This is a genomic window from Ornithinimicrobium sp. F0845 (assembly GCF_023015765.1).
GTDB lineage: Bacteria > Actinomycetota > Actinomycetes > Actinomycetales > Dermatophilaceae > Ornithinicoccus.
Genome location: NZ_JALKAL010000014.1, coordinates 88,843 through 111,390, shown reverse-complemented (window position 1 = coordinate 111,390; position 22,548 = coordinate 88,843). Strand labels below are relative to the sequence as shown.

Genomic DNA, 22,548 nt, shown 5'->3' with positions numbered 1-22,548 from the left:
CGCCGTGGTGATGAACTCCCGTGAGGTCTTCCCCTTCCAGGACAACTACGAGGAGCACGTCGCCAAGATCTACGACGGCCGCTACGACGAGGTCGACCTGGAGATGGCGCAGCAGAAGTTCGACGAGTCCGGTCTGGAGGAGGGCACCGAGATCCGCATCGGCTACGGCGCCGGCAACCAGCGCCGTGTCGACCAGGTCGCCCTCATCAAGGCCTCCTGCGACCAGGTCGGCTTCAACATCGTCGACGCCAGCGCCCCGGGCCTGGGCGACGTCCTGGCCTCCGGCGACTGGGAGATCGCGCTGTTCGCCTGGGCCGGTTCCGGCACGGTGACCGGCTCGGCCTTCTGGTACGAGAGCACCGGTAGCGGTAACTTCGGTGGCTGGGTCAACGAGGCCGCCGACGCCGCGTGGGAGACCATCTCCACCAGCCTGGACGAGGAGGTGCACGCCGAGCAGCTCGCCATCGTCGAGACCGAGGCGTGGAACACCCTGCACAGCATCCCGATCTTCGCGCACCCGGGCGTCATCGCCTACGACGCGACGATCGACAACGTGATTCACAACGCCAGCCAGACCGGCGTCCCGTGGAACGCGGAGCAGTGGGTCCGCGGCGAGTGATTCTGTGATCACCGGCCGGTGAGCACCTCATCGGCCACCACCGCAACACACAGGCAGTAAACCGGTGGGGCGGGACCCAGGTCCCGCCCCACCGGTCCGTCCGGAACCGGTCAGACCACCGACCGAGTGACAGGCCGGGCACGGAGCGCTACGCTCACACGACCCAGGCCCACGGCAGCCTCCACGTACCTGAAGGGAAATCCCGTGCTCAGATTCATCTTGCGCAGGTTGGGCGTCTCAGCCCTGATCCTGTTCCTGGGATCCGTGTTCCTGTTCTTCATCACTGTCTTCTCCGGTGATCCCCTCGAGGACCTCCGGGAGAGCCGCGACCGCACCGCGGAGCAGCAGATGGAGGCGCGCATCAGGAACATGAACCTGAACGAGCCGTGGTACGTCCGGTACTGGATGTGGCTGACCGGGGTGGCCAAGTGCGTGACGCTCAACTGTGACCTGGGCACCGACTCCCGCGGCGCGGACATCAACACCGCCCTCGTCAACGCCGCCGGGAGCACCTTGCGCCTGGTCACCCTGGCGACCTTCCTAGCGATCATCATCGGCGTCACGATGGGCATCCTGGCCGCCATCCGCCAGTACTCCGGGTTCGACTACGCCGTGACCTTCGCCGCCTTCCTCTTCTTCTCCCTCCCCGTCTTCTGGGTGGCCGTGCTGCTCAAGGAGTACGGCGCCATCCGGTTCAACAACTGGATCGCTGATCCGGCGATATCCCTGACAGCAACGATCGTTATCGCACTCCTCGTCGGGCTCACGCTCGCCTCCCTCCTCGGTGGCGACATGCGACGCAGGTTGCTCACCGGTGCGATCTCGGCCGTGGTGGCCTTCGGGGCCATCACCTACTTCGACACGGTCGGCTGGTGGCGCCAGCCGGCCCTGGGGCTGCCCCTGATTATCCTCGTCGCCGCAGCCGCCGGTGTGCTGCTCACCTACCTGACGGTCGGCCGCGGCAACCGCAAGATCCTCTATGCCGCGCTGACCACGGTCGCCGCCGGCGCAGTGGGCTGGTTCATCTTCAACGGCTGGATCGTCACGCCCACCTACCCGCTGCTCCTGCTCATGCTGGGCATCTCCCTCGTCGCCGCCATCGTGATCGGCTGGTTCTGGGGCGGCTGGGACCGCAACATCGCGATCTGGGTCTCGATCGGCACGGCTGTCGCCTTCGCCGGAGCCACGGCCCTGGACCAGCTGCTGCGCAACTGGGGACCGTTCCTGGAGCGCAAGCCGCGTCCCATCTCCACCATCGGGTCAGGCTCACCGAACTTCGAGGGCCCGTTCTGGACCGGGGTCTGGGACTGGGGTGTCCAGCTGATCCTGCCGACGGTCGTGCTGACCGTCATCTCGCTGGCGAGCTACAGCCGCTACACCAGGGCCTCCATGCTGGAGACGATCCGCCAGGACTACGTGCGAACCGCACGGTCCAAGGGACTGTCCGAGCGGGTTGTCATCTCCAAGCACGCGCTGCGCAACGCGCTGATCCCGATCACGACCATCGTGGCCTTCGACTTCGCGGGACTCATCGGAGGTGCGGTCGTCACCGAGACGGTCTTCGGCTGGAAGGGCATGGGCGCCCTGTTCCAGGAAGGTCTGACCCGCGTCGACCCCGGGCCGGTGATGGCCTTCTACCTGGTGACCGGCACGGCAGCGGTGCTGATGAACATGATGGCCGACATCGCCTATGCCTTCCTCGACCCACGGATCCGGACGTGAGCTGGCCGGACATGACACACCAGCCCGTCTCCACTCCCGTCGGAGGATCCCATGACTGACAACGACAAGCCCGAGCTGCCCGGCAGCGGCCGCGAGCACCTCTCACCGATTCCCGAGCAGCAGGACCCCGGGTCCCTCCAGCACCGGCAGGCCGCTGCGATGGCGGGGGAAGAGTTCTCCGTCGAGAAGGCGATCGATCTCACCCAGAAGTCCTACTCACAGGGTGAGTTGATCCGTCGCCGGTTCTTCCGCCACAAGGGCGCGATGCTGTCCCTGGGCTTCCTGCTGTTCATCACGCTGATGGCCATCTCCTCGATCGGCTACGGGTTCATCCCGGGCTGGTGGCCGAAGGACTACGCGGCGGCGGCCACCGTGGTCGATGGCGGACGGCCCTCGCTCGGACTCTTCCCACCGACCTGGGGCGACCAGCCGTTCGGGCAGGAGAACACCGGCAAGGACTACTTCGCCCTGACCATGAGAGGGACCCAGCGGTCCCTGACGATCGCGTTCACCGTCGGCATCGGGACCACGATCCTCGGCACCGTGATCGGAGCCATCGCGGGCTACTTCCGCGGCTGGACCGAAGCGATCCTGATGCGCGTCACCGACCTATTCATCGTCATCCCGCTCCTGGTCCTGGCCGCCGTGCTGGGTCAGATCGCCGGTGGCGGCATCTGGCCGCTCGCGATCATGCTGAGCCTGGTGTCCTGGACGGGACTGGCTCGCCTGGTGCGCGGCGAGGTGCTCTCGCTGCGGGAGCGGGAGTTCGTGACGGCGGCCGAGGCCATCGGGACCTCGCCCTGGCGCATCATCTTCAAGCACATCCTGCCCAACACGATGGGCACGATCATCGTCAGCGCCACGCTGACCATCGCCGCGGTCATCCTGCTGGAGAGCGCCCTGAGCTTCCTCGGCTTCGGGGTCCAACCCCCGGACACCTCCCTGGGCCTGCTGATTTCCACCTACCAGAACAGCTTCACGGTCCGCCCGTGGCTCTTCTGGTGGCCGGGCCTGATCATCCTGGGCATCGCGCTGTCGGTGAACTTCCTCGGTGACGGCCTGCGCGACGCCTTCGACCCCCGCCAGAGCAGGAGTGCTGACTGATGACCGCGACGACCACGGACAACACCTCGGGAGCCGTCCTCGACTTCAACGACGTCGACGTCAGGTTCTCCACCGAGTTCGGCTCGGTCCACGCCGTCAAGGGCGTGTCCCTGCACGTGAACCCGGGCGAGGTGGTCGCCCTGGTGGGCGAGTCGGGTTCCGGCAAGTCGGTGACCTCCATGACTGCCATGCGACTGCTGCCGAGCAACGCCCGGATCGGCGGCGAGATCACCGTCAACGGCCACGGGATCCGCACCGTCTCCGAGGGCGCGATGCGTCGCCTTCGCGGCAACGACATCGCGATGGTCTTCCAGGAGCCGATGACGGCCCTCAACCCGGTCCTGACGATCGGCACCCAGATGACAGAGGCGCTGGAGCTGCACGGCATCGCCTCGGGGCGGGCTGCGGTCGAGCGGGCCATCGAGCTGCTCGACATGGTGGGGATCCCGGAGCCGGCGCGGCGGATCAAGCAGTACCCTCACGAGCTCTCCGGTGGCCAGCGCCAGCGCGTCGTGATCGCCATCGCCATCAGCTGCGACCCCAAGGTGATCATCGCGGACGAGCCGACCACCGCGCTCGACGTGACCGTGCAGGCCGACATCCTGGACCTCCTGCGGTCCCTGAAGGACAAGCTCAACACCGGGATCCTGCTCATCACGCACAACATGGGTGTGGTCGCCGACATGGCCGACCGGGTCTGTGTGATGTTCAAGGGCGAGCTGGTCGAGACCGGCTCCGCCGACGAGGTCCTGCTCAACCCACAGCACGACTACACCAAGATGCTCCTCAGCTCGGTCCCGCGGCTCGGTGCCGGTCGGGACCAGATGGGCATCAACATCGCCGATGTGGAGGTCGACGACAGCGCCGAGCTGGCGATCGACCTGGAGAACCTGGTCATCGAGTACCACCGGATGGGCAAGCCGCCGTTCCGGGCCGTCGACGACGTGAGCTTCCAGGTACGCCAGGGCGAGATCGTGGGGCTGGTCGGTGAGTCGGGGTCCGGCAAGTCGACCATCGGCCGCTGCGCGCTGGGCCTGATCCCGGCAGCGGGCGGGTCCTTCCGCCTGCTCGGTGAGGACATCACCGGGATGAAGCGTGGGCAGCTCAAGGCCATCCGCCGGCGCATCGGCGTCATCTTCCAGGACCCGGCGGCCTCGCTGAACCCGCGGCTGCCCATCGGTGAGTGCATCAGCGAGCCGATGGTCGTGCACAAGGTCGGCGACCGCAAGGCCCAGGAGCAGAAGGTCTACGAGCTGCTGGACGCCGTCGAGCTGCCGCGCGAGGTCTACAACCGCTACCCGCACGAGGTGTCCGGAGGGCAGCGGCAGCGCATCTCGATCGCACGGGCCCTCACGCTGGATCCAGAGCTCCTCGTTGCCGACGAGCCGACCTCCGCGCTGGACGTGTCGGTGCAGGCCAAGGTGCTCAACATCTTCAGCGACCTCCAGGCTCGCTACAAGTTCGCCTGTCTGTTCATCAGCCACGACCTGGCGGTCATCGACCTCCTGGCACACCGTGTCGTCGTGCTGCAGAACGGTCGAGTGGTGGAGGCGGGACCGCGCGAGCAGGTGCTGATGGACCCCCAGGAGGAGTACACCCGCAGGCTCCTGGCGGCCGCGCCGGTCCCGAACCCGCAGGAGCAGCGGGTGCGCCGCGAGGAGCGGCACGCCCTGCTGCTCCAGCTGGGCGACGAGATCTCGGAGATCAAGGCAGCCGGCGAGACGTTCCACGCGGCGTCCGCCTCCAGCGACGACCTCCGTTAGCCCGTGCGGCTGGTTTTTGCCGGTACCCCCGAGCCGGCAGCGACCTCGCTGCGCGCCCTCCTCGAGTCCCGGCACGAGGTCCTCGCGGTGCTCACCCGTCCCGACGCACGGGCCGGGCGGGGTCAGACCCTGGTGCCCTCACCCGTCCGTCAGGTCGCGCAGGAGGCGGGACTGGAGGTTCTCACCCCGGCCTCGCCCCGCGAGACGGGCTTCCGGGACCGTCTGGTGCAACTCGCCCCCGACGCGTGCCCTGTGGTCGCCTACGGCGGTCTGATCCCGCCCCCAGTCCTGGCCGTCCCGCGGCACGGCTGGGTCAACCTGCACTTCTCCCTGCTCCCCGCCTGGCGCGGCGCCGCGCCCGTGCAGTGGGCGGTGATGGCCGGTGACCAGATCACGGGCGCGACCACCTTCCTCCTCGAGGAGGGGTTGGACACCGGTCCGGTCCTCGGCACGCTGACCGAGCCGATCCGCGCGCGGGATACGTCCGGTGATCTGCTGGGACGACTGGCCGGGGCTGGCGCCGACCTGCTGGTCGCGACCCTCGACGCACTGGAGGAGGGCACCCTGACGCCCGTGCCCCAGCCCGCCGAGGGGATCTCCCACGCGCCGAAGCTGAACGTCGACGACGCGAGGATCGACTGGGCGCGGCCCGCCTACGTCGTGGACCGGCACATCCGGGGTTGCACCCCGGCACCAGGGGCATGGACCCTCTTCCGCGGTGAGCGCCTCAAGGTGCAGCCGCTCGAGGCTCACTCCGAGTCCGGCACGCTGGTCGACCTGGCGCCCGGAGAGATCCGGGCGCAGCGACACGCAGTCCTGGTCGGCACCGGCACCGAGCCGGTGCGGCTCGGGGTGGTGCAGGCCCACGGCAAGCGGGCCATGTCCGCGGCCGACTGGGCGCGTGGTGCACGGATCGATGGGGAGGTGCTCGGTGAGTGACGGCCCGCGTCAGAGACGCGGTGGTCCTCGGCGACGCTCGGCCCAGGCGCCGTCGCAGCGAGCCCGACGCGGTGACCCGGCACGAGAGGTGGCCTACGAGGTGCTGCGAGCCGTCGAGGACGGCGCGTACGCCAACCTGCTGCTGCCCACCGTGCTCCGCAGAGCGGGCCTGCACGGCCGCGACGCCGGGTTCGCCACCGAGCTCACGTACGGGACGCTGCGTCTGCAGGGACTGTATGACGCGGTGATCGACGCCGCGGTCAACCCGCCGGGCCGGTCCATCGACCCGGCGGTGCGGGACATCCTGCGGCTGGGGACACACCAGCTGCTCGCGATGCGCGTGCCGGACCACGCCGCGGTCAGCGAGACGGTGGCCCTGGCCAGGCAGCACGCCGGACAGGGCGCCGGCGGCTTCGTCAACGCCGTCCTGCGCAGGGTCTCCGAGCGAACCCGTGAGGAGTGGCTCGAGCACGTCACCGCCACCGTCAGCGACCCCGTCGCTCGCCTGGCGGTCCAGCACTCCCACCCCGGATGGGTCGTCCGGGCACTGCGGGCGGCGCTGATCGGCCATGGCGCAAGCACCCCGGAGAGCATCGAGAGCGATCTCACCCGACTGCTGGAGGCGCAGAACACGCCCACCGCACCGACCCTGGTCGCCCGGCCGGGACTCGGCGCCGAGTCCGAGCTTGAGGCGGCCGGAGCCGTGCCCGACGACATCGCGCCCACCGCGTGGACGATGGCCGGGGGCGATCCCGGGGACCTGGCGCCCGTGCGAGAGGGACGGGCCGCGGTGCAGGATGCCGGGTCCCAGCTGCTCGCGCTGGCACTGGCTGGGGCGGACGTCGAGGCTGCCGTGCCCGAGCAGTGGCTGGATCTCTGCGCCGGTCCCGGCGGCAAGGCAGGGCTCCTGGCGGCTCTGGCCGCGCAGCAAGGTGCCCGGCTGCGGGCCAACGAGGTGCAGCCGCACCGGGCCGAGCTGGTGCGCAGCACGCTGTCCGCGGTCCGGCACGCGCACCCAGGGGTCGTCGAGGTCACCGTCGAGGACGGGCGTGAGGTCGGCGAGACCGACCCCGGCCGCTTTGACCGGGTCCTGGTCGACGCGCCGTGCACCGGGCTCGGCGCCCTGCGACGGCGCCCCGAGGCCCGCTGGCGGCGCACGGCCAAGGACCTGGCCGAGCTGGGTCCCCTCCAGCGCGACCTGCTCGCCGCGGCGATCACCGCCACGCGGCCCGGGGGAGTGGTGCTCTACTCCACCTGCTCGCCGCACCTGGCCGAGACCGAGTTCGTGGTCTCCGACGTGCTGAAGGCGTTCCCGGGCGTCACGACCGAGGATGTGCGGCCGCTGCTCCGCGACCGGACCGGGGCGCAGCTGCCGGACACCGGGCCGGGTCCGTGGGCGCAGCTGTGGCCCCACGTGCACGGCACGGACGGGATGTTTGTCGCCCTGCTCCGGGTCGGCTGATCGATCCCGTGCAGGTCAGCCGGTCGGGCCAGGGATACGCCGGTAGGCTGCGGTCGTGCTCCAGATCAGCCCCAGCATCCTGTCCGCCGACTTCGCCAACCTCGAGTCCGAGCTCAGCCGGATCTCCGGGGCCGACTGGGCCCATGTGGATGTGATGGACGGCCACTTCGTGCCCAACCTGACCATCGGTCTGCCGGTGGTGGAGGCGTTGAAGCGGGTCAGCCCGATCCCGCTCGACTGCCACCTGATGATCGAGGACCCCGACCGGTGGGCGCCGCAGTATGCCGAGGCAGGGGGAGCGTCGGTGACCTTCCACATCGAGGCGGCCACCGATCCGGTGGCGACGGCCCGGGCGATCCGGGCGGCAGGCGCCAGGGCGGCCTTTGCCGTCAAGCCCGGCACCCCGTTCGCCCCCTACGCCGACCTGGTGCGTGAGGTCGACATGGTCCTGGTGATGACCGTCGAGCCCGGCTTCGGGGGCCAGTCGTTCATGGCCGACCAGATGCCCAAGGTGACCGAGGTCCGCGAGGCCGTGCGCCAACTGGGGGGCGAGGTGTGGATCCAGGTCGACGGTGGCGTCTCGGAGAGCACCATCGGTCAGTGCGTCGAGGCCGGAGCGGATGTGTTCGTGGCCGGGTCCGCGGTGTTCGGGGCGGACGATGCCGGCAACCAGGTCGCCAGGCTGCGGGACCTGGCCCGGCAGCACGCCCACCCCTAGGAGGTGGGGTCCGGTCGACCTCCACACCGTGGGCAGGGGCGCCCGAGGTTCAGGTGCTCCCGTGGGCAGGGGCGCCCGTGGTGCAGGGGAGCTCGTGGTGCAGGGGCGCCGATCGCCTCGGCGGCAGGTGTGCGATAATCGCGACGTACAACGTGCTCCGGGGTCGGTGTAATTCCGAACCGGCGGTGATAGTCCGCGACCCGGCCGCAGCCAGCGGCCGGTTGACCTGGTGAAACTCCGGGACCGACGGTGAAAGTCCGGATGGGAGGCAGCACGCGCGTCGCCGCGGCGACGGGACCGCACCGCTCAGGTGCCGGCAACGGCATACGGCAGGTTCCTCCGTCGCACGACACGTTTCGCTTCACGCAACCCCCGGCGCCCACACCGTTCGTGGCCCGGGGTTTTCTCGTCCCGGCCACCTGATCCGCAAAGGATGCACGTCGTGGACGTCTGGAACGACCTGTTCACCGCCGAGCTCCAGCTCGGCGACCACACCATTCTCTGGCGAGAAGTCATCGGCAACCTGTTCGGCATCGCCTCGGCGATCCTCGGGATGCGCCGTCGCGTCTGGGCCTGGCCCGTCGGGATCATCGGCAATGTCTTCCTCTTCACGGTCTTCATGGGGGTGTGGTTCGCCACCCCCCAGGAGCACAGCCTGTTCGGTCAGGCCGCCCGCCAGGTCTTCTTCATCATCACCAGCGTCTACGGCTGGTGGGCCTGGAACCAGTCCCGCAGGACCCGTGGGAAGGGAGAGCCGGCGATCACTCCGCGGTGGGCCACGGCACGAGAGCGGGTGGCCTACCTGCTCGTCGCCGCGGGACTCGTCGCCCTGTGCCAGTGGGTGTTCCAGCAGGTGGGTGTCGGCTGGCCGGCGCCGGGCTGGTACTACTGGACCGACGCCTGGATCTTCGTCGGCTCGATCCTGGCCACCTACGCCATGGCGCGCGGGTGGGTCGACTTCTGGCTCGTCTGGATCGCGGTCGACCTGGTCGGTGTGCCCCTGCTGTGGCACTCCGGCTACTACCCCTCGGCGATCATGTATGCCGTGTACGGGGCCTTCGTCCTGTGGGGCTTCTTCGTGTGGAAGCGTGCTGCGCGGGACGAGCGCGAGGAACCGGTCGCCCAGCCGGTCGAGTCAGCCGTCGGCTGACTCCTGCGGAGGTCCGGCACCCGCCGCCGGATCTCCACAGGACCGGTCCGGCACCCGCCCCCGGATCTCCACGGGACCGGTCCGCCCGGTCAGCCCGGTGACCTAGGCTGACCGGGTGGCCCGCACCGACCCGTATGCCGTGTTCCGGCCCCGCCGGGGCGCGCTCGTCGCGCGCCTGTCGGCCCTGGCCGTCGTGGCCGCGCTCGGCGCGACCGCCGTCCTCCAGCCAGGTGGCTGGGCGCTGGCGGACCGCGCCCTGGTCTGGCTGCTCGCGCTGCTCCTGGGCGCCGCCCTGTGGCGCTTCGGCATGGTCCGTGCGGTGCCCGGGGCCTCCGGCCTGAAGGTCGTGAACCTGATCCACAGCCGCGAGCTGGAGTGGGCCCAGATCCTGCGGGTCTCCTTCGGCGGTGGCTCGCCGTGGGTCGTCCTGGAGCTCTCCGACACCGAGGAGCTGGCGGTGATGGGGATCCAGCGGGCCGACGGCGCCTTCGGCCGCGCGGAGGCGGCCCGGCTCGCGGCGCTCGTGGAGCACCACAGTCGCTGAGCGCTGGGACCGTCGGGAGGTTATCCGGTTGGGAACTGCCAACCAGTCGTGCGAAGATAGGTGTCTGCGCCGCCGGATGGGACCGGCCGGCGCGGTCCCGCCTGCCTGAAGGAGCCGCCCGACGTGACCTCTGCGACCAGACCGGTCGAGCGCCCCCGCCCCTCGCCCGCCATCCTGCGCCAGGGACTGCGGGTCATCTGGACCGGTATCCGCCAGCAGCAGCGGATGTTCGCGGTCGCGGTGGTCGGGTCCGTGCTGTGGGCCTCCGCGACGGTGGCCACCGCCTGGGCGATCGGTCACGTGACCGAGACCGAGGTCACGCCGGCCATCGAGGCCGGCGAGGTCACCACCGGCGGCCTGTGGACCATCTTCCTGGTCCTCTTGGCCGTGCTGCTGGTCAACATGACCGGTGTCGTCCTGCGCCGGGTCGCCGCCTCGATCGCCGGCTTCAACCTGCAGGCGCTCTACCGTCAGCGCGTCACGCGGCAGTACCTCCGTCTCCCGCTCAGCTGGCACCACGCCCACCCCTCCGGTCAGCTGCTGTCGAACGCGCACGCGGACATCGAGGCCGCCTGGCAGGTGTTCAACCCGCTGCCCATGGCGATCGGTGTGATCGTGATGCTGGTGATCGCCGGCGGGCAGATGATCGCGGTGGACCCCTTCCTCGCGCTCATCGGGTTCCTGGTCTTCCCCGGCCTGTTCGCCGCCAACCTGGTCTTCCAGCGGTTCATGGCCCCGCGCATCACCAAGGCGCAGCAGCTGCGGGCCGAGGTCGCCGAGGTGGCGCACGAGTCCTTCGAGGCCGGCATGCTGGTCAAGGCGATGGGCCGTGAGCAGGAGGAGACCGACCGGTTCGGCAGGGTGACCAACGACCTGCGTGACTCGCTGATCGACGTGGGCCGCACCCGAGGCGTCTTCGAGCCGGTGATCGAGGCGATCCCGGTCCTGGGCACCCTGGCCGTGCTCGCGGTCGGGACCGCGCGGGTCGCCTCCGGGGACCTCACCGCGGCGGATGTCGTCGAGGTGGCCTACCTGTTCTCGATCCTGGCCTTCCCGGTCCGCGCCCTCGGGTGGGTGCTGGCCGAGATCCCGCGCTCGGTGGTCGGCTACCGCCGCGTCGACTCGGTCCTGCAGGCCACCGGGTCGATGGAGTATGGCGAGGGGCAGCTCCCGCAGACCGGACCCGCCCACTCCCGCAGCGAGCAGGTCTCCTACGCCTACGCCGAGCCGGCCGAGCGCGCGGTCCTGGGGGCCGATGCACCGGTGGAGACCACGACCCAGACGCCGGTCGGGCCGCAGCGCGCGATGGCGATCCGGGACGTCACCCTCGACGTCCCGGCGGGCAGCACGACGGCCCTGGTCGGACCGACCGGTGCCGGCAAGTCCACGCTGACCAACCTGGTCCTCCGGCTGGTGGACCCCGACGACGGCACGGTCTCCCTGGACGGGATCGACCTGCGCACGGTCCGCAAGGGTGGGGTCCCGGACGTCGGGACCCTGGTCGCCCAGCAGACCTTCATGTTCGACGACCCGGTCCGGGACAACGTGACCCTCGGTGCCGACCTGCCGGACGAGGTGGTCTGGGACGCGTTGCGCACCTCGCGCGCCGACGGCTTCGTCAGCGGCATGCCCGGCGCCCTGGATGCCGTCATCGGGGAGCGCGGGGGCAACCTCTCCGGTGGTCAGCGCCAGCGCATCGCCCTGGCCCGGGCCATCGTGCGCAAGCCCCGTCTGCTGGTGCTGGACGACGCCACGAGCGCGGTCGACCCCGCGATCGAGCAGGACATCCTCGGCGGCCTGCGGGAGAGCAGCGAGGGCATGACCGTGCTGGTCGTCGCCTACCGGATGGCCACCATCCAGCTGGCCGACCACATCGTCTACCTCGAGCAGGGTCAGGTCGTCGACCAGGGCAACCACGACGAGCTGCTCGCCCGGTGCCAGGGGTATGGCGACCTCGTGAACGCCTACGCCCGCGAGGCCGCCGAGCGGGCCGCCGTCGCCGCCGACGAGGAGCCCACCCGATGAGCACCGTGACCCGGGCGGCCGCCCCCGACGACGAGCGCGGCGCCGCCAGCAGCGAGATCGGCGGCAGCCACGACCTGAGCACCTGGGCGACCCTGAAGCGCGGCTTCCAGCTGTCCCCGGAGCTGCTGAGAGGACTGTGGGTCACGGTCCTGCTGGCGCTCTTCGCGACCATCGGCAAGGTCCTGATCCCCTTCGTCGTGCAGCAGGCCACGGACCACGGCATCCTGGCCGAGGGCGGGCCGGACGTCGACTTCGTGGTCCGCGCCGTCGCCCTCGCCGCCGGTGCGATCATCTTCACCGGCCTGGCGCAGTATGTCGTGAACGTGCGCCTGTTCAAGGCCGCCGAGTCCGGCCTGGCCACCCTGCGGGTCACGGCCTTCCGCCACATCCACGACCTGTCCGTGCTCACCCAGAGCACCGAGCGCCGGGGGGCGCTAGTCGCCCGCGTCACCAACGACGTCGACACGATCTCCATGTTCGTCCAGTTCGGCGGGATCATGCTGCTCGTCTCCACGGCCCAGGTCCTCGTGGCGACGATCCTGATGGCGATCTACAGCCCGATCCTGGCCGGCGTGGTCTACCTCTGCGTCATCCCCCTGGTGGTCCTGATCACCAAGTTCCAGCCCATGCTGGCGCGTGCCTACGGCGCCGTGCGTGTCCGCGTCGGTGACCTGCTGGGTGCCGTGTCCGAGTCCATCGTCGGCGCCGTCACCATCCGCGCCTATGGTGTGGAGGACCGCACGCAGGGGCGCATCGACGGCGCGATCGAGCAGCACCGGGTGGCGGCCATCCGGGCCCAGATCCGGTCGGTCATGGCGTTCGTGTCCGGCCAGGCCTTCGGCGGGGTGACCACCGCGATCGTTCTGGTCGTCGGCACGGTCCTGGCCACGCACGACCGGATGACCCTCGGGCAGCTGCTGGCCTTCCTCTTCCTGGTCAACCTGTTCACCCAGCCGGTCCAGCAGGCCACGGAGATCTTCAACGAGCTGCAGAACGCCGTCGCCGGCTGGCGTCGGGTCATCGGGGTCATCGACACCCCGGCCGACGTCTCCGACCCGGGGGAGGCTGGCGTCCGGCTGCCGCGTGGCCCGATCACCGTCGACTTCGAGGACGTCGACTTCGCCTATCCCGGTGGCGACCGGGTGCTGCAGGACGTCAACCTGACCTTCGATCCCCAGTCCCGGATCGCGATCGTCGGGGAGACCGGCTCGGGCAAGACGACCCTCGCCAAGCTGCTGACCCGCCTCATGGACCCGAGCGAGGGCCGGGTCCTCATCGACGGTGTCGACCTGCGCGACGTCGCGTTCGACTCGCTCCGACGCCGGATCGTCATGGTCCCGCAGGAGGGCTTCCTGTTCGACCAGTCGCTGCTGGAGAACATCCGCTTCGGGCGGCCCGAGGCGGCCGACGAGGACATTGAGCTCGCGATGACCGAGCTGGGGCTGGATCCCTGGCTCGCGGGGCTGCCCCTCGGCCTGGCCACCCAGGTCGGTCAGCGCGGGGAGTCCCTGTCGGCGGGGGAGCGACAGCTCGTCGCGATCGCGCGGGCCTACCTGGCCGACCCGGACCTCCTCGTGCTCGACGAGGCCACCAGCGCCGTCGATCCCGCGACCGAGGTCCGCATCCAGCGTGCGCTGGAGGGGCTGACCCGCGGCCGCACCTCCGTCGCCATCGCCCACCGGCTCTCCACCGCCGAGGCCGCGGACGTCGTGGTGGTGGTCGACAAGGGGCGGATCGTCGAGGTCGGGCACCACGCGGAGCTGGTGGGGGCCGGCGGCGTCTACACCAGGATGCACAACTCCTGGGCCGCCCAGCAGCGATAGTTTGTCGGCATGAGGCGATGGTGGCTGTGGGCGGCGCTCGGCGTGGCTCTCCTGCTCGTCGGCTCCGGCCAGACCTGGGCGACCGGCACCGCCGTGGACAGCGTGCTCGGTGGCACGCGGATCGAGGCCACCGGCACGCAGGCCGGCGCCACGCTGGTCGCCGGTGCGCTCCTGGCCGGTGCCGCGCTGCTGGCCGGGCTGGTCGGCACCCGCCCGGTCCGACTCGCCTCGGCCCTCTGCCTGGCCGCGGCCGCGCTGCTGGCCGGACTGCCCGCCATACGGTCCCTCACAGACCCGGCGGAGGTGATCACGCAGGTGGCGGCCGACCTGCCCGGCCTCGTCGCGGCCGACCTGCTGATCGAGGACGCCGCAGCGACGATCTGGCCCTGGGTCGCCCTGATCGGGGCCGCCGCAGTCCTCCTCGGGGCCGGGCTGTGCCTCCTCACCTGGCTCCGCGGACCCTCGACGGAGGGCGCGGACCGGGCGAGCGGAGCCGCTGCGGACCGTCGGAGCGAGCGACCGACCGACGCGTGGGACGACCTCTCGCGTGGCCACGACCCGACCGTCGAGGACTAACTGGCACAATGGGCACGAGCCCGACTGACCCGACACAGGAGTGAGCATGAACGAACCCGGACACGGTCACAGCGTCGCCGCGTGGACCGGCACCCTCCTGCTGCTGCTCTCCAGCGTCCTGCTGGCGGTCGGCATCTTCTTCGGGTGGGACTGGGCGACGTGGAGCGGCGTCGCCGTCGCGATCGTCGGGATCGGCGCCTGGTGGGGCCTGAACGCCGCGGGCTACGACGAGGCGCACTGGCACGAGCGCTGACCCGACCCGTCCCGCGCGGCGCTGCACCAGGGGGGGACGGCGCGGCGCGGCACCAGGGACGGTTGTCCGTTCGGTGCGACAGCGCCCTGATTGGGGGCGATGGGTGATCAATCCCACCACGCCCTGACGGCTGGGAACCCGCACCTCCCGGCTAGTCTGGAGCGGTGTCCACCGTCCTCGACCAGATCGTCAGCGGGGTCCGTGAGGACCTGGCCGCACGGCGTGCCGCGCTGCCCCTCGAGCAGTTGCGGGATCTCGCGCGGGCGGCCACCGACCCCCTCGACGCGCTGGCCGCGCTCAGCGCGTCCGGCGGCGTCCACCTGATCGCCGAGGTCAAGCGGGCCAGCCCCTCCAAGGGCTCCCTGGCCGAGATCCCCGACCCCGCCTCCCTGGCCCGGCAGTATGCCGAGGGCGGGGCGAGCGCGATCAGCGTGCTGACCGAGCGGCGCCGGTTCGGGGGGAGCCTGGCCGACCTGGACGCGGTCCGTGCCGCCGTGCGCGTGCCGGTGCTGCGCAAGGACTTCATCGTCGATCCCTACCAGGTGTGGGAGGCACGGGCCCACGGCGCCGATCTGGTGCTGCTGATGGCCTCCGCGCTGGACCAGGACGAGTTGACCGGCCTCCTGGCGCTGGTGGAGGAGCTGGGCATGCACGGCCTGCTGGAGGCGCACGACGAGGACGAGCTGGACCGGTGCGTGGCCGCGGGCGGCCGGATCATCGGGGTCAACGCCCGCAACCTGAAGACCCTGGAGGTGGATCCGCGCACCGTGACCCGGCTCCTGCCCCTGGTGCCCGAGGGCGTCGTCGGGGTCGCCGAGTCGGGCGTGAGCGGTGCAGACAGCGTGCGCGAGTACGTGGGTGCCGGGGCGCGTGCCGTGCTGGTGGGGGAGACGCTGGTGACCGGTGCCGACCCGCGCTCCGCCGTGCGGGAACTCCTGGCCGCCGGTGGACGTCGAGTGGACGTGGAGGAGAGTGCATGACTGAGCAGCTCGGTCGCTTCGGCGACTTCGGCGGCCGGTTCGTCCCGGAGGCCCTGATCGCGGCCCTGGACGAGCTGGACGCGGCGCGCACCGACGCGATGGCCGACCCGGCCTTCACCGAGGAGCTGGCCAGGCTGCACCGGGACTACACCGGGCGCCCGACCCCGCTGACCGAGGTGCCGCGCTTCGCCGAGCACGCCGGTGGGGCCCGGGTCTTCCTCAAGCGGGAGGACCTCACGCACACCGGCTCGCACAAGATCAACAACGTGCTGGGCCAGGCGCTGCTGACCGTCCGGATGGGCAAGCGCCGGGTGATCGCCGAGACCGGTGCGGGCCAGCACGGCGTCGCGACCGCGACGGCCGCGGCCCTGATGGGTCTGGACTGCACCGTCTACATGGGGGAGAAGGACACCCGGCGGCAGGCCCTCAACGTGGCGCGGATGCGGCTGCTCGGGGCCGAGGTGATCCCGGTGGCCCACGGCAGCGCCACCCTCAAGGACGCGATCAACGAGGCCCTGCGCGACTGGGTCACCAACGTCGAGGACACCCACTACCTGCTGGGCACGGTGACCGGCCCGCACCCGTTCCCCACCATGGTCCGCGACTTCCACCGGGTCATCGGCGACGAGGCGCACGACCAGCTGCGGGCGGTCACCGGCGGTCTGCCGGACGTGGTGTGCGCGTGTGTCGGCGGCGGGTCCAACGCGATGGGCATCTTCCAGCGCTTCCGCGACGAGTCGTCGGTCCGGCTGGTCGGCTTCGAGGCGGGCGGCGAGGGCGTGGAGACCGGCCGCCACTCCGCGCGGTTCAGCACCGGCGAGCCCGGCGTGCTGCACGGCGCCGCGACCTACGTCCTGCAGGACGAGGACGGCCAGACCCTGGACTCCCACTCGGTCTCCGCCGGTCTCGACTACCCCTCCGTCGGACCGGAGCACGCCTACCTGCGCGACACCGGCCGGGCGGAGTACTTCCCGGTCGACGACGACGAGGCCATGGAGGCCTTCGCGCTGCTCTGCCGCACCGAGGGCATCCTGCCGGCCCTGGAGTCGGCCCACGCCCTGGCGGGTGCGCTGCGGGTGGGTCGCGAGTCCGACCCGGGCACCGTCATCCTCGTCAACCTCTCGGGTCGCGGCGACAAGGACGTGGAGACCGCGGCCCAGTGGTTCGGCCTGACCGGGGACGCGCACGCGACGTCCGCGACCGCGGGCCACCCACCCGCTGGCGAGCACCGTTCTGCGACCGCGGGCCACCCACCCGCTGGCGAGCACCGCTCTGCGACCGCAGTCCACCCACCCGCGGAGGGGGTCGAGTCATGACCGCTCTGGACACGGTGTTCACCACCTGCCGGGACGAGGGACGGGCGGCCCTGATGACCTACCTGCCGGCCGGCTTCCCGGACAACCAGGGCTCGCGTGAGGCGATGGTCGCGGTCGCTGAGGCGGGCGCCGACATCGTCGAGGTCGGCGTCCCCTACACCGACCCGCTGATGGACGGGCCGGTGATCCAGGACGCGGCGGACCGCGCACTGGCCGGCGGCTTCCGCGTGCGCGACCTGCTGGGCAACGTGGAGGCCGTGGCGTCCGCGGGCGCGGTGCCGGTCGTGATGAGCTACTGGAACCCCATCCTGCGCTACGGCCCGGACGCCTTCGCCCGTGACCTGGCCTCGGCCGGCGGTGCCGGGATGATCACGCCCGACCTGATCCCCGACGAGGCCGCGCAGTGGCGAGCTGCGGCGGACACCCACGGCCTCGCCCCGATCTTCCTCGTGGCCCCGAGCTCCACGGACGCCCGGCTGGCGACGACGACTGCCGCCTGCCGTGGCTTCGTCTACGTCGCCTCGACCATGGGCGTCACCGGGACCCGCACCACCGTGGGCGCGGGGGCGCGCCAGCTGGTCGAGCGGACCCGGGAGGTCACCGACCTGCCTCTGTGTGTGGGGCTCGGCGTCTCGACCGGAGACCAGGCCGCCGAGGTCGCCACCTTCGCCGACGGCGTGATCGTGGGGTCCGCGCTCGTGCGGGCCCTGGGCGACGGCGTGGAGGCCGGCACCGGTCTCGGACCGCTGCGCGACCTGACCGTCGAGCTGGCCGAGGGGGTCCGGCGCGCGTGAGCAGGCACCGATGACCACGACACGGGTCGCCGACCTCATCGGTCTGGTCTGCCGGCTCGCCCTCGGCGGGGTGCTCCTGGCCGCCGGCCTGCTCAAGGTGGGTGACCCCGTCGGCTCCATCCAGTCGGTCGTGGCCTACCGGCTGTTCGACTACCGCATCGCCGAGATGATCGGACTGATGCTGCCCGTGGTCGAGATCGCGGTCGGACTGCTGCTGGTCCTGGGTCTGTTCACCCGGTGGACGGCACTGATCGGTGCAGTCCTGATGCTGGCGTTCATCGCCGGCATCGCCTCCGCCTGGGCGCGGGGGCTGGCCATCGACTGCGGCTGCTTCGGCACCGGTGGCCCGGTGGACCCCTCGGAGACCGCCTACCTCTCGGAGATCCTGCGCGATGCCGGGCTCTTCGCTGCGGGAGCCTGGTTGGTTGTCCGCCCACGGTCCCTCGTCGCCCTCGACACCCTGGTGTTCCGCCGCCCCGCCGCCGACCCGGCGGCGGCGACCTCACCGCATACTCCCACCACCGCCTCGAAAGGTGCCCCCTGATGCCCCGTCCCCCGGCCCACGTCCCGCCGCCGCCGAAGAGCGGACCGTCCCCCGCCCTGATCGGTGCGGTGGTGGCCGTCGTCGTGGCCATCATCGCCGTCGTGGTCTACCTCGCCGTGCGGCCGGACCCGGTGGACACCGGCGACGCGGGCTCGCCCACCGTGGGCGCCGGCGCCAGCAGCCCGAGCGCGCTGCCCAACGCCGGCGGCATCCGGGTCGGTGACGCCGGGGAGGACGTGCCGGACGTCCACGTCTTCGTCGACTTCCAGTGTCCCTGGTGCGGGCTGCTCGAGCAGGTCTCGGGCCCGGCGATCACCGAGGCTGCGCTGGACGGCGACATCCAGCTGACCTACACCCTGATGTCCTTCCTCGACGGCAACCTGGGCAACGACTCCTCGCTGCGGGCCGCCAACGCCGCCATGTGCGCGGACGACCAGGGCGCGTTCGTGGACTACCACGCCGCCGTGTTCGCCGGTCAGCCCGCCGAGGAGGGCACCGGCTGGACCGACGAGCAGCTCATCGGCTTCGCCGAGGCCTCCGGGGTGGAGGACATCGAGTCGTTCACCGGCTGCCTGCAGGACGGCACCCACAACGACTACGTCAAGGACATGCAGACCCGCTCCAACCAGGAGGGCGTCTCCGGCAGCCCGCGGGTGTTCATCAACGGTGACGAGCTGGGCAACGACGAGATGAACACGTTGATGAACGACCCGAACTCCTTCCCCGCGATCCTCGAGGCGGCCACGCAGGGCTGACCAGACGTTCGCCGACAAACCCCGGCAGACGACGTCGAGGACGGTGGGCACGGCTAGGCTGATGACCATGCGTCGAGCCAAGATCGTTTGCACCCTGGGACCTGCCACCGAGAGCTATGAGGAGATCCGGGCCCTCGTGGGTGCCGGGATGGATGTGGCCCGGATGAACATGTCCCACGGCACCCACGAGGACCACGACCGTCGCTACCACATGGTCCGCCAGGCCGGCGACGAGATGGAGCACGCGGTCGCGGTCCTGGCCGATCTGCAGGGCCCGAAGATCCGCACGGGGACCTTCGCCGCCGGGCCGATCGAGCTGGCGCCGGGGGACACGTTCACGATCACCGTGCGGGACGTCCCCGGTGACAAGGACATCGTCGGCACCACCTACGACGGGCTGGCCGGGGACGTGCAGGTGGGCGACGACCTGCTCATCGACGACGGCAAGGTCCAGCTGAAGGTCACTGACGTCACCGAGACCGACGTGGTGACCACGGTGGTGATCGGAGGGGCCGTCTCCGACCACAAGGGGATCAACCTGCCCGGCACCGCCGTGTCGGTGCCCGCGATGAGCGAGAAGGACGCGGAGGACCTGCGCTGGGCCCTGCGCACCCGCGTCGACGTCATCGCCCTGTCCTTCGTGCGCAGCGGCAAGGACATCGAGGACGTGCACCGGATCATGGACGAAGAGGGCGTCCGACTGCCGGTGATCGCCAAGATCGAGAAGCCGCAGGCGGTGGCCAACCTCACCGACATCATCGCTGCGTTCGACGGCATCATGGTGGCTCGTGGTGACCTCGGGGTGGAGCTGCCCCTGGAGGACGTGCCCCTGGTGCAGAAGAGGGCCATCGAGATCGCCCGGCGCAACGCCAAGCCGGTCATCGTGGCCACCCAGGTCCTCGAGTCGATGATCACCAACCCGCGCCCCACCCGTGCCGAGGCGAGCGACTGCGCCAACGCCGTGCTCGACGGCGCCGACGCCATCATGCTGTCCGGTGAGACCAGCGTCGGCGACTGGCCCATCAAGGCGGTCGAGACGATGGCGACGATCATCCAGAGCACCGAGGAGCACGCGCTCGAGCGGATCGTCCCACTGGGCACACAGCCCCACACCACCGGTGGCGCCGTGACCAAGGCCGCGGCCGAGATCGCCGAGCTGCTGGATGTGTCGTTCATGGTCACCTTCACCCAGACCGGTGACTCGGCCCGGCGGATGGCCCGGCTACGGCGACAGACCCCGATGCTGGCCTTCACCCCCGAGCCCGCCACCCGCTCCCAGCTCGCCCTGACCTGGGGGGTGGAGACGTTCCTGAGCCCCTACGTCGAGCACACCGACGAGATGGTGATGCAGGTCGACGAGATCCTGATCGAGCAGAGGCGGTGCGCGGAGGGCGAGCTCGTGGTCATCGTGGCAGGATCCCCGCCCGGCACACCTGGCTCGACGAACGCGTTGCGGCTGCACCGGGTGGGCGATGCCGTCTACGGTCGCGCACCCGCCTACCAGAAGCTGCTCGACCGCGGTTGACGCGCGGGCGGCCGGTATGCTGTCCCGGGTCCCCTCGCCGGGGTGGTGGAATGGCAGACACGGAGCACTCAAAATGCTCTGCTCGAAAGGGCGTGCGGGTTCGAGTCCCGCTCCCGGCACCCAGTTGTCCGTGCCGCGTTCCGGTGTTGTCGATGTGGCGTTGCCGGTGCGGTGCGCGGTTGCCACGACCCCACACGTTCGGGAGCCGAGCCCAGACCACGAGGCCGGCACGTCGGCGACCGCAGAGCGCGCTGACCACCCAGCGCTCCGGCGTCTGCCGGGTGCGACAGGTTAGTCTGCCTTTGTGACCACGCCAGAGCGCCCCGTGCCGCGCCCGCCGAAGCCGTCGGAGCCGGACCCCACGACAGCCGACACCACCAGTCCCGTCGACGCGGCGCAGTCCGAGCCGGCCGAGGTTGCGGTGCGGGTCCTCGTGGCGGAGGACGAGGCGCTGATCCGACTCGACCTGGCCGAGATGCTTGAGGAGGCCGGCTACGAGGTCGTCGGGCAGGCGGCCAACGGCGAGCAGGCGGTGGAGCTGGCCCGCGAGCTGACGCCGGACCTGGTGATCATGGACGTGAAGATGCCGGGGATGGACGGCATCAGCGCGGCCGAGGTGCTGGGCAGGGAGGGCATCGCCCCCGTCGTCATGCTGACCGCCTTCAGCGACAGGGCGCTGGTCGAGCGGGCTCGGGACGCGGGCGTCATGGCCTATGTCGTCAAGCCGTTCACCGCCAACGACGTGCTGCCGGCCATCAACATCGCGCGGTCCCGCTGGCAGGAGCGGCAGGCGCTGGAGTCTGAGGTCGCCGACCTGGCCGAGCGGTTCGAGACGCGCAAGCGGCTGGACCGTGCCAAGGGACTGCTCCAGCAGCAGCTCAAGCTGAGCGAGGCAGAGTCCTTCCGCTGGATCCAGAAGGCCGCGATGGACCGGCGCCTGTCGATGCGCGAGGTCGCCGACGCCGTCATCTCCGGCATGCCTACCAAGAAATAAGCCGCGTCAGCCGGGCCACCCCAGCGAGCCGTGCCCACCAGGAAGTAGGCCGCGTCAGCCGGGCGAACCCGGCGAGTTCAGACGGCCGGTGCCCCGGGGGCGGGCCGCCAGCCTCAGGTGAGCGCGCCCACGACCCACACCAGCACCGGAGCGACGGCCAGGGCGGGCAGCAGGTCGCCCACCGGGATGTCGCGGATCCGCAGCAGGCGCATCGAGATGCCGACCAGGAGCAGTCCGCCGACGGCGGTCAGCGCCGCGATGTGCGCGTCCGGCACCAGCGATCCCAGGAGGACACCGACGACGGTGAGCCCGCCCTGCACCACGGCCACGGACACCGCGGAGAACATCACCCCCAGGCCGAACGAGGCCGCGAAGGCCAGGGCCGCGAAGCCGTCGAGCACCGACTTCAGCGCGAGCTCGTCGATGCCTCGCCCCAGCCCGTCGTTCAGCGATCCCAGGATGGTCAGCGGCCCGACGCAGAACAGCAGGGAGGCGGTCAGCCACCCCTCGATGAACCGCTCTCGGGCGGACGGGGTGACCGGGTCCTCGCCACCCGCCGCGCCGGAAACGTGGTCGGCCGCGGTGTCGAGGTTGGCCACCGCCGGCGTCCGCCGCGCCACGAAGGCCTGGATCACCCCGGCCAGGGACTCGACCCGCTGCTCGATCCGCAGCAGCGAGCCGACGATCCCGCCGATGAGCAGCGCCCCCAGGACGATCAGCACCGGGACCCCGCTCCCGACATACTCCACCAGCGCAGGAGAGGTGACGTCCAGCAGCGAGAGGATCGCCACCATGAAGGTGACCAGCCCGAGGCAGTCGGTGACCACCGATCGGGTGTGCTCGCTCAGCCGGTGGCCGAACATCATGCCCAGGATCGACCCCACGAGCACGGTCAGGACGTTCAGCGCGGTGCCGGCGCCGGGGAAGAGATGCTCCACAGAC

The 22,548-nt window shown here is 70.9% G+C and carries 20 protein-coding genes, 1 tRNA gene, 1 pseudogene and 1 riboswitch; of the genes and pseudogenes, 21 read left to right on the top strand and 1 reads right to left on the bottom strand.

All coding sequences use genetic code 11. The features are described from left to right. From MWU75_RS16955 to MWU75_RS16855, 21 genes and pseudogenes are all read left to right on the top strand, one after another. Positions 1-619 (top strand): annotated as a pseudogene (locus MWU75_RS16955) (ABC transporter family substrate-binding protein); the annotation flags it as partial. A gap of 204 nt (positions 620-823) precedes the next feature. Then, positions 824-2,341 carry an ABC transporter permease gene (locus MWU75_RS16950; protein ID WP_247093123.1) on the top strand — a complete coding sequence of 506 codons (1,518 nt, stop codon included), beginning with the start codon at positions 824-826 and terminating at the stop codon, positions 2,339-2,341. Between the two features lie 159 nt (positions 2,342-2,500). Beyond that, the gene (locus MWU75_RS16945) at positions 2,501-3,445 is read left to right on the top strand and encodes an ABC transporter permease (protein WP_247093143.1); all 945 of its coding nucleotides are present in this window, start codon (positions 2,501-2,503) and stop codon (positions 3,443-3,445) included. Next, entirely contained in the window at positions 3,445-5,208 is a 1,764-nt protein-coding gene (locus MWU75_RS16940) for an ABC transporter ATP-binding protein (protein WP_247093121.1), read from the top strand. The genes MWU75_RS16945 and MWU75_RS16940 overlap by 1 nt, the downstream gene beginning before the upstream one ends. Before the next feature lie 3 nt (positions 5,209-5,211). After that, positions 5,212-6,147, top strand: coding sequence for a methionyl-tRNA formyltransferase (gene fmt / locus MWU75_RS16935; RefSeq protein ID WP_247093119.1), 936 nt, complete (start codon positions 5,212-5,214; stop codon positions 6,145-6,147). After that, positions 6,125-7,609, top strand: a complete 1,485-nt coding sequence (locus tag MWU75_RS16930) for a transcription antitermination factor NusB (protein WP_247093141.1) — start codon at positions 6,125-6,127, stop codon at positions 7,607-7,609. Before fmt ends, MWU75_RS16930 begins: the two co-directional genes overlap by 23 nt. Positions 7,610-7,664: 55 nt before the next feature. After that, entirely contained in the window at positions 7,665-8,327 is a 663-nt protein-coding gene (gene rpe, locus MWU75_RS16925) for a ribulose-phosphate 3-epimerase (protein ID WP_247093117.1), read from the top strand. Positions 8,328-8,476: 149 nt separating this feature from the next. Continuing rightward, positions 8,477-8,605: riboswitch (FMN riboswitch) on the top strand. A gap of 155 nt (positions 8,606-8,760) precedes the next feature. Beyond that, positions 8,761-9,477, top strand: a complete 717-nt coding sequence (pnuC, locus tag MWU75_RS16920; protein WP_247093115.1) for a nicotinamide riboside transporter PnuC — start codon at positions 8,761-8,763, stop codon at positions 9,475-9,477. A 115-nt stretch (positions 9,478-9,592) separates the two neighbouring features. Further along, entirely contained in the window at positions 9,593-10,021 is a 429-nt protein-coding gene (locus MWU75_RS16915; protein WP_247093113.1) for a PH domain-containing protein, read from the top strand. 123 nt (positions 10,022-10,144) lie between these two features. Next, the gene (locus MWU75_RS16910; RefSeq protein WP_348647798.1) at positions 10,145-12,046 is read left to right on the top strand and encodes an ABC transporter ATP-binding protein; all 1,902 of its coding nucleotides are present in this window, start codon (positions 10,145-10,147) and stop codon (positions 12,044-12,046) included. After that, a complete protein-coding gene (locus MWU75_RS16905) occupies positions 12,043-13,869 on the top strand; it encodes an ABC transporter ATP-binding protein (protein WP_247093111.1) in 1,827 nt (608 codons plus the stop codon). The genes MWU75_RS16910 and MWU75_RS16905 overlap by 4 nt, the downstream gene beginning before the upstream one ends. 9 nt (positions 13,870-13,878) lie before the next feature. Beyond that, a complete protein-coding gene (locus MWU75_RS16900) occupies positions 13,879-14,445 on the top strand; it encodes a Trp biosynthesis-associated membrane protein (protein WP_247093109.1) in 567 nt (188 codons plus the stop codon). 46 nt (positions 14,446-14,491) lie between these two features. Further along, positions 14,492-14,698: an HGxxPAAW family protein gene (locus MWU75_RS16895; RefSeq protein ID WP_247093107.1), complete on the top strand. Its 207-nt coding sequence runs from the start codon at positions 14,492-14,494 to the stop codon at positions 14,696-14,698. A 164-nt stretch (positions 14,699-14,862) separates the two neighbouring features. Next, a complete protein-coding gene (gene trpC, locus MWU75_RS16890) occupies positions 14,863-15,678 on the top strand; it encodes an indole-3-glycerol phosphate synthase TrpC (protein WP_247093105.1) in 816 nt (271 codons plus the stop codon). Further along, the gene (gene trpB / locus MWU75_RS16885) at positions 15,675-16,994 is read left to right on the top strand and encodes a tryptophan synthase subunit beta (RefSeq protein WP_247093103.1); all 1,320 of its coding nucleotides are present in this window, start codon (positions 15,675-15,677) and stop codon (positions 16,992-16,994) included. The genes trpC and trpB overlap by 4 nt, the downstream gene beginning before the upstream one ends. After that, positions 16,991-17,788 (top strand): tryptophan synthase subunit alpha, encoded by a 798-nt coding sequence (gene trpA, locus MWU75_RS16880; RefSeq protein WP_247093101.1) that lies wholly within the window; start codon positions 16,991-16,993, stop codon positions 17,786-17,788. Before trpB ends, trpA begins: the two co-directional genes overlap by 4 nt. Positions 17,789-17,798: 10 nt before the next feature. Then, positions 17,799-18,332 carry a MauE/DoxX family redox-associated membrane protein gene (locus MWU75_RS16875; RefSeq protein WP_247093099.1) on the top strand — a complete coding sequence of 178 codons (534 nt, stop codon included), beginning with the start codon at positions 17,799-17,801 and terminating at the stop codon, positions 18,330-18,332. Next, positions 18,332-19,087: a thioredoxin domain-containing protein gene (locus MWU75_RS16870; protein WP_247093097.1), complete on the top strand. Its 756-nt coding sequence runs from the start codon at positions 18,332-18,334 to the stop codon at positions 19,085-19,087. Before MWU75_RS16875 ends, MWU75_RS16870 begins: the two co-directional genes overlap by 1 nt. A gap of 67 nt (positions 19,088-19,154) precedes the next feature. Then, complete coding sequence (gene pyk, locus MWU75_RS16865) at positions 19,155-20,612, top strand: pyruvate kinase (protein WP_247093095.1); 1,458 nt, start codon at positions 19,155-19,157, stop codon at positions 20,610-20,612. A gap of 36 nt (positions 20,613-20,648) precedes the next feature. Next, positions 20,649-20,731: transfer RNA gene (locus MWU75_RS16860), tRNA-Leu, on the top strand. Between the two features lie 302 nt (positions 20,732-21,033). Then, positions 21,034-21,606, top strand: a complete 573-nt coding sequence (locus MWU75_RS16855) for a response regulator (RefSeq protein WP_247093138.1) — start codon at positions 21,034-21,036, stop codon at positions 21,604-21,606. 113 nt (positions 21,607-21,719) lie between these two features. Here the strand turns inward: MWU75_RS16855 and MWU75_RS16850 are convergent, their stop codons facing one another. Beyond that, entirely contained in the window at positions 21,720-22,544 is an 825-nt protein-coding gene (locus MWU75_RS16850; RefSeq protein WP_247093093.1) for a DUF554 domain-containing protein, read from the bottom strand. Positions 22,545-22,548: the final 4 nt, after the last annotated feature.

Coding starts and splice junctions, on each gene's coding strand:
- MWU75_RS16940 (WP_247093121.1), top strand. CDS start 3,445: ATGACCGCGACGACCACGGACAACACCTCGGGAGCCGTCCTCGACTTC.
- trpA (WP_247093101.1), top strand. CDS start 16,991: ATGACCGCTCTGGACACGGTGTTCACCACCTGCCGGGACGAGGGACGG.
- MWU75_RS16870 (WP_247093097.1), top strand. CDS start 18,332: ATGCCCCGTCCCCCGGCCCACGTCCCGCCGCCGCCGAAGAGCGGACCG.
- MWU75_RS16900 (WP_247093109.1), top strand. CDS start 13,879: ATGAGGCGATGGTGGCTGTGGGCGGCGCTCGGCGTGGCTCTCCTGCTC.
- MWU75_RS16895 (WP_247093107.1), top strand. CDS start 14,492: ATGAACGAACCCGGACACGGTCACAGCGTCGCCGCGTGGACCGGCACC.
- MWU75_RS16945 (WP_247093143.1), top strand. CDS start 2,501: ATGGCGGGGGAAGAGTTCTCCGTCGAGAAGGCGATCGATCTCACCCAG.
- pnuC (WP_247093115.1), top strand. CDS start 8,761: ATGCACGTCGTGGACGTCTGGAACGACCTGTTCACCGCCGAGCTCCAG.
- pyk (WP_247093095.1), top strand. CDS start 19,155: ATGCGTCGAGCCAAGATCGTTTGCACCCTGGGACCTGCCACCGAGAGC.
- trpB (WP_247093103.1), top strand. CDS start 15,675: ATGACTGAGCAGCTCGGTCGCTTCGGCGACTTCGGCGGCCGGTTCGTC.
- MWU75_RS16875 (WP_247093099.1), top strand. CDS start 17,799: ATGACCACGACACGGGTCGCCGACCTCATCGGTCTGGTCTGCCGGCTC.
- MWU75_RS16905 (WP_247093111.1), top strand. CDS start 12,043: ATGAGCACCGTGACCCGGGCGGCCGCCCCCGACGACGAGCGCGGCGCC.
- MWU75_RS16930 (WP_247093141.1), top strand. CDS start 6,125: ATGGGGAGGTGCTCGGTGAGTGACGGCCCGCGTCAGAGACGCGGTGGT.